Source organism: Acidobacterium sp. FHG110202_01 (genome assembly GCF_059115305.1).
Genome location: NZ_JBZYWJ010000006.1, coordinates 84,069 through 98,495, shown reverse-complemented (window position 1 = coordinate 98,495; position 14,427 = coordinate 84,069). Strand labels below are relative to the sequence as shown.

Here is a 14,427-nt window from a genome sequence, read left to right as displayed (position 1 = left end):
GCTACGATTCGTCCCAATTGACTTTTCCAGGCTGGGGTTTCCTGCCTATGGTGGGGCTATGAAGGGCCTCTAGGCAGGAGTAAGAAACATGAAAGATGGTCTGCTGGTCAATGAACAGAGGTGTCGGACGCGCCGATGCAAATGCGATGGATGGTTTGCGCAGCTCGACCGCAAGGTTTGCCGTGATATTGCACTTCTCTTGATATTGCTGATATGCCCCCGTTTTGGGATAACCCAGCAACCATGTGGTTTAGGCGTGCACATTGATGGCGTCGTCACTGATCCTACTGGAGCCGTGATTCCTGGAGCCACAGTACGGGCTGCCGGGGTAGCGGCGACGACCGATGCAATGGGGCGCTATGTAATCCCTTGCGTTGCCGCCAACGAGCTCATCGCAGTGCAAGCCAACGGATTTGCAAATGGCACCGCGCGCGTACCAGTTCGGTCAACCGGAAAAGTTCATCTCAACATCCGGTTGGAGGTTGCAGCCGTTCAGACGGATATTCAGGTCAGCGGAGACTCAGGAGATGATAATGGCAGTGCCACCACGGCTCTGAACACAAAGGCTGTGCAGGCCCTCGCCGATGACCCGGATGATTTTCTGCGTCAGCTCCAGGTGCTGGCGTCCGAGGCTGGTGGCGATCCAACTCAGTCGACCATTTCAGTAGACGGTTTTCAGAATCCAAGCGCCCTCCCACCGAAGAACTCGATTGCATCCATTCGCATCAACCCCGATCTGTTCTCAGCCAAATCCAAGTGGCCTCCTTTCTCTGGAGGCGTCATCGAAATTACAACAAAGCCGGGGGCTGATGCCTTCCACGGCGCCGCCTTCTTCACGGACAGCGACGGAATCTTCAACGCCACCGACCCGTTTTCCGTTACCGCCACGCCTGCTGGGAGGCGGCGATACGGCTTTGAATTGAGTGGGCCGATCATCTCAAAGAAAAGTGGATTTTCGCTGGCACTTGAAAAGCGAGACATTGACGAATTCAACGTGGTGAATGCAGTCACGCTCGACGCAGATGGCGGCCTAGGATCGAACGGAAACGGCGTTCCGGAGCAGCAGACAGTTTCAGCTCCACAGCGGCTCTGGATTGCATCGGCACGTGGAGACTGGCAGTTAACGCCCAATAATGTAGCCAGTCTCTCGTTCTCAGCGAATGTGAACAATGAAGGCAATCAAGGTGTCGGCGGTCTCGTACTCGCCGATGCCGGGTATTCGAGCTTGGTCAGCGAATACGATCTGCGATTCCATAATACGCAAACCATCAGCCCGAATATCCTGCACGAAACCCACATCGGATATAGCTGGAAGCGAACAGCTCAGACACCGCTGTCGAACGCTCCTTCCGTGCAGGTTGCCGGATACTTCCTTGGCGGGGGTGCAACCAGCCAAAACCTCAACAACCGAGAACGTGATCTCGAAGTAGACGAAGATATGACCGTCGTGCACAAGAGACATACGTTTGCATTCGGAGCACAATCGCTCGGCATCTTCGTGCATGATTACGACCCGGACACATTTAATGGCGCATACGTGTTTGGCGGCGGGAGCGCTCCTGTCCTCGACGCAAACAACAACCCAACCGGCGCGACAACGACCATCAGCGCTCTCGAACAGTACCGGCGAGCCCTGCTCGGTCTTGCGGGCGGGTCGCCGACCACTTATCAGGTGACCACGGGGACGCCGCTGGTTCCGTTGGCGCAGTGGCAAGTCAATTTATGGGCGCAGGATACCTTCAAGCTTACAAAGAAGCTGACGGTCGATACTGGCTTTCGCTACCAGTTTCAGACTACGCCAGGCACATTCGCCAACTTCGGTCCCAGAGTTGCTTTTGCATGGTCACCCGATAAAAAACAGACGTGGGTGTTTCACGCTCGCGCAGGGCTCTTTGCCCTAGCTACCGACCCGAGCTACGCGACTAATGTTTATCGCCTAAATGGGACCCTGCAGCGGCAGACGACGGTGTATTCTCCAAGTTACAGCACACCCCTTACTCCGGTTCCGGGGTCCATTCAGGTTGCCACAACCAATTTGTTTCCTCCGAATCCCTTTCAATCCAGGTCATTCATGAGCTATGTCGACGTTGAGCATGACTTTGCCCATCACTGGCATGCCAGTGCCAGATTCCTCTTCGGAAAGGGCTATGGTCTCATCCGCACCGTCAACATCAATGCCCCACTGGTCGCCAACAGCGTCGGTGTCGCTCCAGATCCTACAGCAGCTCTCGAGGCGCCACGTCCAATCGCCCCCGGTGAAAACATGGTGGAGTATCAGAATTCTGGTCACGGCGATGGCCCGCAGTTATGGTTCAGCCTCGAGCAACACAGTTACAAGCGGTTTGGCCTCTTAGCTAGATATGTGTATGTGAATTTCAAGGCCGACAGCTCGGGCAATCGACCTCCACAGTCGAGTTATTCCAACAAAGGAGAATGGGGGCGTCTTGATTGGGAGAGAACAAATAGTTTCACTCTTTTCGGAAACCTCAACCTTCCATACAAAATTCAGGGGACAGTTCAGTTTGATGTCGGTAGTGGGCTTCCTTATAACGTCACGACGGGCACAGACAACAATGGCGACGGAAATTTCACGGATCGCCCCTCGTATGCATCCGCCACGGGTTCGGGTGTCTATAACACGCGGTTCGGTTTATTGACGACAAATACAGTTAATGGGAATGTGCCTGCCAGCCTTGGGACCATGCCGGGCGTGATTCATCTGGATACGAATCTGAGCCGCGCCTTCGTTCTTAACCCCAAGGACAAGGATCACCCCCGAATAATGACATTCAACGCGCGTAGCGCGAACCTCCTCAACCACACGAACGTGACGACTGTGAATACGGTTGCCTCATCGTCAGCGCTTGGCCAAGCTGTTGCGGCCCAAACTGCAAGAAGGCTGGAGTTGGGAGTGCGATTTGCTTTTTGAGCTAACCTCCTCCTTAGTGCGAGCACGTCGCGGCGTGGGTAACGAGTCCCGAAGTAAGAGATGCATCTTGTCACGTCTACCGAGGCTCCGATCTAGGCAGATCGGAAGTGTCTGCGGCACTGTAGTTCTTGTCGTGACGATGTCCACGTGGCAGATGACGGCGTCTCAAGAGCTGGGAGTAGTACTACAAGAGGCCATCGAGGCAGAACGTGCAAACCGTCCCGAAGACGCAATTCGAATCGTCGAAGCGTTGCTGTCCGGTAGCAAACTCTCGTCCAGCAACTTCGTAACGGCTTGGAACGTTCTCGGGCTTTCCTATACCGATGAGGAGCGATTTAACGAAGCGCGTGCGGCATTCGAAAAGGCCATATCGGCCTTCAAGGTCATTCCCGAGCCCGAGGCACGTTCAATGCCCAACGGGTTGGCGGACCTTCTGTCCAATCTAGCCGATGTATACAGCCAGACAAACCAGCTTGATGCGGCATTACATCTCCGTCTCAAAGCACTTTCCGCATACCAAGAGGCGAATAACTTCGCCGGCATCGCCAGATCTTACGCGAACTTGGCTGGAATAGAGTTGAGTGAAGGGCATCTTCGGCCAGCCAAGAAATACTTGGCTGAGGGCTATTGCGTTTTGCCCAAAGCAGCGAACATGGGAGCCGATGATCGCGCAATGTTTTACACCATTCGTGCCTGGGCATTCGAAAGAGAAAAAGACTATCCTAACGAGCTTTCGTCCTATGAGGCTGCCTTGCATCTCTGGCAAGACCAGCACGGAAACGATTACGGGATGTCAGGATGGGCTCACATGCTTCTTGGAAACTCCTACCTTCATTTGAACGACCTCGTGAATGCAAAGAAGGAGATGCAGGCGGGACTCTCGATTATAAAGCGTGCATTTGGGGAACACAGCGTTCGATATCTCACCGCAGAGCTAGCATATTCCCGTGTGCTTGATAAAACAGGAGCACGCGATGCTGCCAAAAACCTCAGACAGGCTAGCAAAACAGAACTCTCGACTCTTTTTAGTGGTCAATGTCCTTCTTGCCTTGTCAGTGTTGACGCTCTTCATTGATAGGTAGCCCCATCGTCTGCGGCGTGATTTCTGATCTAGCAGCGGTATGACCCCGGTCAACCATGTGGTCGCAACCGAGAAGTCGCATCATCACTTGGTGTGTCTCTGTGATGGTCTCAGCAATGCCTCTGGCGAAGTCATCGTCGTTGAAAAGAAGAGTTTCCGTGTCTGCCATGTCCGGCCTTTCTAAAGGGCTGCCGTCGCCAGCCAAATGTTGACGAACACGAAATTATTCATCTCACGATGATGGAGATATGCAGCCGCGCTACTACAAGGAGCACATAATGACTATGCAACCAACTTTCGGACGATACGCAGAGATTCCCATTGACAGAATGAATAAGGAGCAGCGGGAAGCCTACGAAAAGGTCTCGGCGGCACCGGGCAGTTTTCTAGGGCCATACAAGATTTGGGCGGAGAGTCCAGCGCTGATGAACTTGATGATCCCCATCGGCGTGTATTACAGAGAACATTTTAGTCTTAATAGTGCCGAACGAGAGATCGCGACGCTCCTCATCATTTCTAAGATCGGCGCACCGTTTCCGATCTCCAACCATGAGCGAATGGCAGAAGAAGCCGGTATTTCAGAAGAAAAGGTAGAACGCATGATCATCGGATTACCGGTCGCGTTCGATGATCCACGCCAGCAGGTGATTTATGAACTATCGACAGCGCTGATCAACTCCCGCTATGTCGCCAAGGGGTTATACGAGCGTGCGGTGAAGCTGCTCGGCAACAATGGGGTGTCAGATGTCACGCTGATCCTTGGCTACTACAGCATAGTGTCATACACTCTTGCATTTCATGATGTGCCTTCCGGCGCAGAAGGTCTGAAGCAATGAGAAGGGTTTCGAGATTTATCCGGGATGACCAATTCCGAAAAGCTCTTTCGGCCTGAATAGCATAGACTTCCACACAGCCAAATCTGCTCACGCGCGCTCCTGATACAAGGAACAGAGAATCATCATCCTCAGTGCCATCGTCTGCCTTCTTCATGCTGCCGCTCTTTGGCGCGATTCTAAATGTCCTGCTGGGGAACACCCTACCGAAATCAGGCCGCCCTCAAAGACAATTGCGCCCGACCGAACGCGCTGAGTCTCAGCACCATTCAAATGGTTCGTTCAATCAATCCAATGCGAGGTTTGTAATGACAAATGCAAAACGAGAAGACAAGGGAATAGTTACGACGGATCTCTCCTCTATACTCTTGAAATGCCAAGGTGCAGAGCCCCCGTTAGTTAGCAAACATGCAGCTGACACAAAACGCGGGAGACTAGTAGCACTTTTGCGCGGTTACTTCGCATCTCCCGTAATTGCCACTCTCGGTGAGATGGGCATGGCTGAACGGATGCTGGAGGGTGAATTTTCTGCTGCGGATTGGGACTCTCTCCCCCATCCGGAGATTATCTCTGTCCTCTTCCGTTACCTTCACAGCATTGGCCTGCTGACACGAGGGACAAACAAGGAATATTCGCTCACTCCAGAAGGACGCACATCTGTAGCGAGAAACGGTGCTTTCTCATTGCTAATGTCTTATGCGCAGTATCTTCACGAACTGCCAAACCTGCTCGCGGGGAAGGAAGCAAGGCCTTCCGTAAACCGCCGCAGAAACGTCTATGGAAGCGGGCAACTGCACAGTAAGAAGTTTTTTCCTGAAGCCTTCGACTTCTTTTCATCACACGTACCTGAAGCCATCATCGACATAGGATGCGGAGACGGTCGTTTTCTTGCATTGGCGCAAGAGCGATGGCCGGGTCTAACCACCTTTGGCATTGACCTCTCCGAAACAGCAGTCGAAGAAACCAAAAGGCGTCTCGGCCCAGCGCTTGACGCCGGCTTGGTAGCGGTCGCTGCGAATGGACATGATGTTGCAACCTGGAGCCAAGCTGCTCCAGAAAGAATTCGTAGAAGTCTGCGACTGATAATTTCGATGTGGTTTGTCGGCCACGAATTTTCCGAGGGTTCGCCTGCGAAAATGGTGGCCTTCTTTTCCGCGGTACATGCTACGCTTCCTCAAGCTCAGGTGATCCTCGGAGAGATAAACAACATTCCGGCTGAGGTCTTAGCTGGAGATCACGACCTGTCGATTATGCCTGAGTTCTTGCTCTTCCATGAACTATCTGGGCAGGGTGTGCTCTCGTGGGATATGTGGCAGACAGTCGTGGATAATATCCCGTATTCGCTTAAGGCCGAACGGCGCTTCGATGAAGTGAGATCGAGTTCGGGAGAAACCATTCCAGCGAGTTTTCTCTGGCTCCTTGAACCTAAAGTGTCATCCTCGTCCTAAGCCGGATTCTTGTTTCACAGCTATAGCTGCGGAGCAGCTGGTTTTCATCTGGGATTCAAGAGATCCGTTTCCAACGGAAACGTGCTTTCTGATACTTATCCACAACGGCACCTTGGTCGCTTACCTGCTGAGTGTACGGAAATCCGCACGCTAATTCCGGGGCTCTGCTGGGTCCGCAGAAACCAATTGCATAGTTGGTACCGTACTACCCTCGTCCTAACAATGCAGACTTTGTTATGCGATCAGACTTCTTTTGCTGACCAATGCTAGCCACATGACACTCTCTCGATAGTTGTAGTGTTATCTAACTGACTTTGAGCACGATTTCGGCTTCCTTCTGTAAATCATGAAAAATGGGATGAAAACCAATCAAGGGAAGAAACATGTCCGTTGAAGTGATCATGACAGGCCGCCTCGGCAACAATCTCTTTCAATATGCCATAGGTCGCATCATCGCCGAGCACCATCGATTGGAACTCACCTGCGTACCGCCGAAACACCCTGTTTTTGCATTTATGGGGCGCGAGCTGGATATTGGTTCTTCCGCTAGTTTGGATGGACTTCAAGATTGTTTCCCTAACGCACCACTGCATATACCGGGGAGACGATTAGAGATCCCCGTCGAAAACTTCGACATGACTACAGATGACTCATGGAACAGCCACACCATCGATCTCTATGGCCTGCTCGCAAACCCTACACCTCGAAAAATTCGGCTTCTTGGTAACTTCCAACGATATGAGTATTTCGAACCATTTCAGAGCTCCATTCGAAACTGGTTTGACTTTCGGTCACCCTCCTGTCCTTATGAACTGAGACCTCAGGACGTGGTGTTGAATATTCGTCGCGGTCTTGACTTCTGGTTACATGACGCCACCCTGTCTATGTCGTATTACCACCAGGCGCTGAGCCGACTGCACGACGTTGGTAAGGTGTATGTATGCGGCGTCGGTCTGGACAGTCAGGTTCGGTTGTCATTAGCCAAATATTCACCTGTCTACTATGACGCAACACCGGCCGAACACTTTGGATTTATGAAGCGATTTCATCGCATCATCCTCTCGAATAGCACGTTCTCGTGGTGGGCGGCATTTCTGTCGGACGCCAGTGAAATATTGGCACCTCGGTCCACCCTGGGCTGCCAGCTAGGCCTCAGTGGTGTTGGAGAAATAGATCTAAACATGAACGAGTCCTTCGAGGGTCATGAGATGTTTGTAGTCGGAACCTCGCCAACTTATCGGCTCCGCCGCAGCAGGAATCTTGGGCCGGGTATGGTTCTAATATTTCAGCCCCGAACTCTTTTCATCGATCCGACGACCTCTCAGCCGATCGCATCTTCAGTTCGGCAACGTATACACAAGCGTATGCTCGCCTATGACGGGATGCCCGTTCATCCCGATATCGGATTCTATGGGGACTCTATCAATCGCGAATGGAAGCAGTATGCTTTGCCGGACGATAATGAAGCAGAGCGCGGAGCTTGCCCCTTCCGTACACTTCCTTGAATCATCCGAGGTGCATCTCGCGCCAACGTGGCCTCTGCACCGGGCAGTGCAATCGTTGAGCTCAGTCTTGACGAAGCTCCGGCCGCCTTGGTCCTTGTCATCGATTCCCAACCCGGCAACACCGTGAGAGTGCGCTTCGGCGCTCTAATGAAAATCATGTGACACCATCTTAGCTGCCGAGAGTCTTAGCTCCTCGACGTACTCAACCTTCACGGAGATTGTTCCGTCCAGATTCTGTAGCTTCCCTTCGATCAGAAGAGTTGAGCTGTGTGTGGACTCCATGCGGTGAGAATCATAGAACTTGGGATCGAAGATGGCATTCGATAGGCCAGTCTCATCTTCTAGACTCATGAACATGTATCCCTTGGCTGTTCCTGGACGTTGCCGCGCCGCCACTGTGCCCGCGATGAGCACCCGCGATCCATCCGGAATGTACACGAGATCCGCTGCAGGGATCACACCGATCTCATTCAGAAATTCGCGGTGATAGCTCAGCCAATGGGCTCCTAAGGCAAATCCTGTCCCCGAATAATCTGCCTGGAGCCGCTCCTCGGTCGTCATCCTCTCGAGGGGCATTTCCGGTTCCTCCCCTTCTAGCGATTCGAAGAGAGGACCGGGAGAACGCAAGGCGCGTTCTACGTCCCACATCGCTGTCCGGCGGTGCTGCTTGTTCGCCGTCTTGTAGAAGAGATTCAATGCACCGACAAGGGCCAGGGCGCGCAACTCACCTCCGCGAAGCTCGGGAACGCGCCGCAGCAGGTCCTGAATCGAGAGGAAGGGACCATTCTTGCGTTCTCGAACGATCGCCTGCCCAGTGCTTTCTCGCAGGTCCTTCACGTAGCGCATTCCTATGCGCAAAGCAAACTCAGGGGCTCCCAGATCGATCCGTTCGAGCGTGCAGAGCCAATCGGACTGATTGACATTGATCGCGCGTGACTTTACTCCATGCCGCCGTGCATCTCGTAACAGGATGTCCGGGGCATAGAATCCCATCGGCTGCGCGTTTAACAGTGCTGCACTGTAGGCGACAGGGTAATAGAGACGGAGCCATGCGCTTGCATACGCTAAGAGAGCGAAGCTCGCGGCATGGGACTTCGGAAACTGGAACTCCGCCGATGAGGCCACCATATCCAAGATGGTTTGTTGTGTCTCCTCATCGACTCCTTTCTTCGTCATCCCCTCGCGCAGAAGTCTTTCCATCGCGTGCATCTGCTTGTCTGCGCGCTTCCGTCCCATCGCACGTCGCAGCTGTTCAGCCTGACCTCCGGTAAGACCGCCCATGATCATGGCGATCTGTAGAACCTGTTCCTGGAAAAGAGGTACGCCAAGCGTCTCTTTGAGCACAGGCTCGAGGTCCGGATGGGGGTAATACACTTCCTGACGACCGAGCCGCCGCTCGATATAGGGGTTTACCATCTTCCCGATCACCGGCCCGGGGCGGATGATGGCGACCTGGATTACGAGGTCGAGGAAATTGGCAGGCCGGGTGCGCGCGATGGCAGACATCTGAGCACGCGACTCCACCTGGAAGAGACCAATGGTGTCAGCGATACTCAGGACCGCGTAAACGCGCGGATCGTCCATCGGAATCTGGCCCAGGTCAATCTCCATCCCATAGTGCTCGGCGATGAACTTGAGACAGGTCTCAATCGCCGCCATCATGCCGAGGCCAAGAACATCGATCTTGATCAGCCCCAGGTCCGAGCAATCATCTTTGTCCCACTGCAGAACGATGCGATGCCGCATGCTTGCCGGTTCAAGGGGAACGACGGAGCTGAGCAAATGCTCGCAGACGACCATGCCGCCGCTGTGCTGTCCAAGGTGGCGTGGAAGGTCCTGCATCCGTTGGGTCAATTCAAGATACTTTGCGATGGTGTGATGCTCGGTATTCAGTCCGGCCTGTGCGAAGTGCGCCGGCATCGTATCCGATGCACCCTTCCACTCGAAAGAGCCGACCGTCGAAGAGAGGCGGGATAGAGTCCCGTCGTCAATCCCCAGTACTTTGCCCACTTCCTTCGCTGCCGATTTATTCCTATAGGTGATGACATTGGCCGTCATCGCCGCACCTTCCGCGCCATACTTGCGGTAGAGATATTGAATGACGCGCTCACGCTGATCGCGGCTCGGCAGATCGAGATCGATATCTGGCCATTCACCACGCTCTTCCGACAAAAACCGTGCAAAAAGAAGATCCAGGCGAATCGGATCGACGGCGGTAATGCCTAGGCTGTAGCAGACAACACTGTTGGCGGCGCTGCCACGCCCCTGGATGAGAATCTCCTTCTCTCGGCAAAAGCGGATTAAATCCCACACAATGAGGAAGTACCCGGCAAGTCCGAGTTTCGCAATCAGCCCTAGTTCCTTTTCAACCTGTTCGCGGGCGCGTTGTAGAATGCGTCCGCCCTGAATGCCATATCGTCTTTCAAAGCCTTCGAGAGTGCGAGCGCGAAGAAACGAATCCATCGTCTCGCCGCTCGGGACTTCGTAGCGAGGAAACTGGTAACCAAGATTTTCTATTTCAAATTGCAGGCGCGCAGAAAGCTCGCTTGAGTTGTGAATAGCTTCTGGCAAATCTCGAAAAAGTCTTTCCATCTCCCGCGGGGAACGTAAATGCCGCTCGGCATTCCCCTCAAGTGCCAATCCAGCGCCTTCGAGAGTCGTGTGCAGACGGATTGCGGTCAATACATCCTGAATCTCGCGTTCGACCGGTCTTGCATAGGTCACGCCGTTGGTCGCAAGCAGAGGGAGATGGAGAGTTCGAGCAATGGAGACGGCCGCCTGGTTGCGAGCTTCCTGTTCCCGATTCCGATGTCGTTGAAGCTCTACGAAGACATTGCGAGGCCCGAAAGTCCGAACGATGCGCTCAACCGCCCGAAGTCCCTCGTCGTATCCTCCGCGCATGAGTGCTTCGGCGAGCGGTCCTTCGAGGCCACCGGTAAGACAGACGAGACCGGCGGAGTATTCTTCAAGCTCCGGAACACTAGCTGCCCCGCTGCCTTTTTGTGTTTCGCGTAGCTTGTATTTCGTAATGAGCCGGCAAAGATTCTCGTATCCAAGCTTGTTTTCAACCAGGAGGGGATAACGGCAGCGCGCGGCGGTTCCGAAGAGCGTGTCTTCCAGCGTGATTTCCCCGCCGACATGGGCCTTAATCCCTGCTTCTTTCGCGGCAAAATGCATGCGAGGCGAACCATAAAGACCATCTCGGTCGAGAAGCCCTATGGCAGAAATCCCCTTGGCTGCGCAGACCTCTGCCAAGGTCTCCGGCAAGGAAGCAGCTTCGAGGAAACTGAAAGCGGAACGGCAATGCAGTTCGGCATACATCAGTCGTACTCCCCCTCGATGAACCATTCGCCGTTGAGCAGATTGCGGTATGCCTTTACGATCAGCGCCGTCTGATCGCGTTGCATAAGGACAAGGTCCCACTCGTCTCGTCCCCAGCGCCTGGGACTCCACCATTCACCCGACCTGCGCCAGGGACCAGCCGCCGATTGCACTCGATACCGTCGGTTCTCAAACCACACGGAGACAGGCGCTCCCTCGTGACTCTGAATGTGAGCGATCCGATGCGGACGATATATTCGAAGAGCGGATTTCTTCGGGGCAATTCTTGATTTGCGTATTGCCTTTGCATCGGGGGTGAAATGGACCAGACGAAAGGTCTCCGCGCTGTGCCGTTCGATGACTTCAGGCGATCCCACTCGATCCTCTCCCACCAGCCTGCGCAATCGAGCGAGCGTCACTTCCAGCTGTTGCGGCTCCGGCCCCTGCGGCGTAAACATGCCTTCCTGCACATGCCGCGGTCGCATGGGTTCGGCTTCCAAGCGCAATTTGGCAACCGGCGCACCCGGTGGATGGGCTGCAAGATCAAGTTGTACGAGCTTCAGAAGCAGCATCGCGTCCGTGGTCGGGATAGGGATTCGGATGAACCGGCTGTAAGGGATGTTTGTCGCGGTTGCGCCATTGCTCAGCAGATCCAGTTGCAATTCCATGCGCAGTTCAGCTGTCGCGAGTGCTCGGTGAACGAGTCTCTGGCACAACTGATCGAGCATGACCCGGATGACAAAGCCAAGCGACTCCATGTCGTGGACGGGATCGTCGAGTTCGACCAGCTCGACAAACCTCTGGGGTAACTCAGTCGGCGCAAAAATGCGCGCTGACTCACCTTGCGCCAGGCGTTGTAACCACAGGCCGTCCTGACCCAGGCGCGCAACGAGCGATTTCGAGGGGAGAGCCGCAAGCTGACCGAATGTGCGGATTCCCCAGCGATGCAGGATGGTGGCTATAGCAGGGTCCAGGTCAAGCAGCGTGACGGACAGTGGCTTGAGCGCTTCCGCTTCTTGTCCGGTCGGAATGATTCGTAGACTGCGGGTGGATCGCGCGGCAAATCTGGCGACGTCGGGACTGCTCGCGATGCCAACACGCGCATAAAGAGACACGGATCGCGAATGCTCACGAATCTGCTTTCCAATCTCCTCCAATGTCCCCATGAGCCTGTGCAAGCCATAGAGATCAAGCACGACCGTATCCAGCGCGATCCCTTCGATGCGCGGCGAAAATCTCCAGACACAATCGAGAAGAGCTGCATGGGCAGAGATCTCCAGATCCGGCTGGCGCTCGCATACGACCATTCCGGCGTAGCTCTCGGCTTCGGTCCTTGTCATGCCCGCGAAAATGCCCGCTTTCCGAGCCTTGGCATTGAGAGCGACCACACGCGTCAGAGGCGGCGCGCCTTCCACGATGGCTACAGGCTCACCGTGAAGTTCAGGTCTCAGACGCAGGCATGCTTGGCAAACGAAATTGGGAAGATAGACACAACCAAACACAATTCACCTATCGATACCCTTGAACTGTGGTGGTGAAGTTGGCTATACGATATGCAGATTGCGGAGGTTTACGCTGGCGCGCGCGTGTCACCTCGGCACGAATGCCGATCGAATCGATCAGGCAGGCACCCTCCACATACAGGCCGGAGCCATACTTTGCATTCGTCTGCAACAGCTTGACGTCTGTTTGCTCGAGTTGCACTGTCACCGACGCGCTGCTTCCAGCAATCGGAATCTCAGCTGTGCTCACGAAGGCTGTGCGGGTGTTTTCGACTGAACGGAGCATCTTGAACCAGGTAGTGAGTGGAATTTTGATGGACTCCATCGCAGGTATATTGGCGCAATCCAGGATGACCAGCCCAAATCCTCCACTCTGGAGGATGATGTCGGCTGCCATGAGCAGCTGATCGAGAACCCCAAGTTGGGCACGCCTATGAATCCGGACCGCCCCCGGACGAATCCAAAGGAGATTCCTGAGAAGAACCCCGTTTTGTTTTGCGCTGACCGGATCGAAGCTGTCGCTTGCGTCCAGGATCGCTGCCGCTTCTCCGGCAAAGGTGACATAGGCTAGCAGGCTTTGTAGAAGACTGGTTCTTCCACTCGACGCCGGACCGCAAAGCTCGATAAGACCGCCGCGTGGAAAGGCCTGCATACTGTCAAGATCGTGAAGCCCACACAGGATCGATTCCTGATCGTCTGCAGCTTTGGGAGTGAGCGCACGCGGAATCCGATTCGCCAGAAGCGATTCAATCTGAGATCGGATTTGAGCAGCAGTCGCCATGCCTCAATATTTCGCTTTTTGTTCGCCTAAGATTCTTGATTTTCTTTTGTCGCTCCCAACTTGTCAACATTCGTTGGGGCATCCGGATGTGGAGATCGGCTTAACTTGCTGAAATCATTGGTGAAGATATGACGGGAAAGAATAGCAGGTCTGCTTCTGCCCTTAAATACTATGGAAAAGCGCCGGATGAGTTGTTTGAGGCAGTTTCATAGAAGCTATATTTTGCGAAGGAATCCATGCCCTTACACAAACTGGTCACTCCGAGTTAGTTTTTTTCTATGGATATGGCATAAAGGATGTGTGCCGAACTATGCGATCACTTCATGAAAAACTCCAAAGTCTACCCATTCGTACTCGATGGATTGCGATCATGGTCTTCACTGTTCTCCTGGTCTTTACTTGCGGCTGGAAGATACAGAATTTTTCCGAAGATGATCTGGGGCCTGCAAAAAGAATATTCACAAGGACAGCAGGACTTCACTATGAACACGATGTGGAGTTAGGTCTAACCATCCTGGCAGAAGTGTATCCAGACAAGGTCGATTACTTGCGGAAACATGGCAATCCGATCGAGTTCATCGCCTGCTCGCGTGGCAGAGAAGGGTTCACCACGCTTGAGGATGGCGTGATTCATGTGTGCGATCGACATCGTAACAGGCCGGCAGAGATCGCAGTCGTTCTTTCTCATGAGATCACCCATCTACAGCGGCATGATCCGGACGATCAACCGCCTAAGCATTCTTTCCTCAGGCGCGTGCTGTGGTTGACGGAAGAACAATACGCTCATGAACAAAGCTTGCACACGGCCATCAGACTCTTTCCCAGATATCCGAGCGTCTGGGCAGCTATGGGCTGGCAGTGGCCGCTTGAGGTCTTCCTCATCTATGCGAGTCCCTTTGCTGTTATCTCACTCCTTGCTCTATCAACTCTGGTTTGGAGCGAAGGCAGGTCCGCCAAGAATCAACGCGCACTTCGTCCCCAGACGAGTCGCACCTGACGTCGATCCATTTTCCACTCGGACATAGCG

The 14,427-nt window shown here is 53.9% G+C and carries 9 protein-coding genes; 6 read left to right on the top strand and 3 right to left on the bottom strand.

All coding sequences use genetic code 11. The features are described 5' to 3' along the window. Nucleotides 1-256 precede the first annotated feature (256 nt). From AC5S16_RS13900 to AC5S16_RS13880, 5 genes are all read left to right on the top strand, one after another. Entirely contained in the window at nucleotides 257-2,929 is a 2,673-nt protein-coding gene (locus tag AC5S16_RS13900) for a TonB-dependent receptor (protein WP_493930678.1), read from the top strand. Between the two features lie 139 nt (nucleotides 2,930-3,068). After that, entirely contained in the window at nucleotides 3,069-4,004 is a 936-nt protein-coding gene (locus tag AC5S16_RS13895) for a tetratricopeptide repeat protein (RefSeq protein WP_493930677.1), read from the top strand. A gap of 254 nt (nucleotides 4,005-4,258) precedes the next feature. Next, entirely contained in the window at nucleotides 4,259-4,846 is a 588-nt protein-coding gene (locus AC5S16_RS13890; protein WP_493930676.1) for a carboxymuconolactone decarboxylase family protein, read from the top strand. Nucleotides 4,847-5,340: 494 nt separating this feature from the next. Beyond that, a complete protein-coding gene (locus tag AC5S16_RS13885) occupies nucleotides 5,341-6,291 on the top strand; it encodes a class I SAM-dependent methyltransferase (protein WP_493930675.1) in 951 nt (316 codons plus the stop codon). Between the two features lie 383 nt (nucleotides 6,292-6,674). Further along, nucleotides 6,675-7,796 carry a YqcI/YcgG family protein gene (locus AC5S16_RS13880; RefSeq protein WP_493930674.1) on the top strand — a complete coding sequence of 374 codons (1,122 nt, stop codon included), beginning with the start codon at nucleotides 6,675-6,677 and terminating at the stop codon, nucleotides 7,794-7,796. Nucleotides 7,797-7,940: 144 nt separating this feature from the next. Here AC5S16_RS13880 and AC5S16_RS13875 read toward each other — a convergent pair whose 3' ends face one another. The 3 genes from AC5S16_RS13875 to AC5S16_RS13865 are packed head-to-tail and all read right to left on the bottom strand — an operon-like array spanning nucleotide 7,941 to nucleotide 13,400. After that, nucleotides 7,941-11,117 (bottom strand): DNA polymerase III subunit alpha, encoded by a 3,177-nt coding sequence (locus AC5S16_RS13875; protein WP_493930673.1) that lies wholly within the window; start codon nucleotides 11,115-11,117, stop codon nucleotides 7,941-7,943. After that, entirely contained in the window at nucleotides 11,117-12,619 is a 1,503-nt protein-coding gene (locus AC5S16_RS13870) for a DNA polymerase Y family protein (protein WP_493930672.1), read from the bottom strand. The genes AC5S16_RS13875 and AC5S16_RS13870 overlap by 1 nt, the downstream gene beginning before the upstream one ends. A gap of 7 nt (nucleotides 12,620-12,626) precedes the next feature. Next, the gene (locus tag AC5S16_RS13865; protein WP_493930671.1) at nucleotides 12,627-13,400 is read right to left on the bottom strand and encodes a P-loop NTPase family protein; all 774 of its coding nucleotides are present in this window, start codon (nucleotides 13,398-13,400) and stop codon (nucleotides 12,627-12,629) included. 370 nt (nucleotides 13,401-13,770) lie between these two features. Between AC5S16_RS13865 and AC5S16_RS13860 the strand changes: the two genes are divergently transcribed. Beyond that, nucleotides 13,771-14,397, top strand: a complete 627-nt coding sequence (locus tag AC5S16_RS13860; RefSeq protein WP_493930670.1) for a hypothetical protein — start codon at nucleotides 13,771-13,773, stop codon at nucleotides 14,395-14,397. The last annotated feature ends 30 nt before the right edge of the window (nucleotides 14,398-14,427 follow it).

Excerpts from the sequence above, each read along its gene's own strand:
- AC5S16_RS13865 (WP_493930671.1), bottom strand. The coding sequence starts at position 13,400 with ATGGCGACTGCTGCTCAAATCCGATCTCAGATTGAATCGCTTCTGGCG.
- AC5S16_RS13875 (WP_493930673.1), bottom strand. The coding sequence starts at position 11,117 with ATGTATGCCGAACTGCATTGCCGTTCCGCTTTCAGTTTCCTCGAAGCT.
- AC5S16_RS13860 (WP_493930670.1), top strand. The coding sequence starts at position 13,771 with ATGGTCTTCACTGTTCTCCTGGTCTTTACTTGCGGCTGGAAGATACAG.
- AC5S16_RS13895 (WP_493930677.1), top strand. The coding sequence starts at position 3,069 with ATGTCCACGTGGCAGATGACGGCGTCTCAAGAGCTGGGAGTAGTACTA.
- AC5S16_RS13880 (WP_493930674.1), top strand. The coding sequence starts at position 6,675 with ATGTCCGTTGAAGTGATCATGACAGGCCGCCTCGGCAACAATCTCTTT.
- AC5S16_RS13885 (WP_493930675.1), top strand. The coding sequence starts at position 5,341 with ATGGCTGAACGGATGCTGGAGGGTGAATTTTCTGCTGCGGATTGGGAC.
- AC5S16_RS13890 (WP_493930676.1), top strand. The coding sequence starts at position 4,259 with ATGCAGCCGCGCTACTACAAGGAGCACATAATGACTATGCAACCAACT.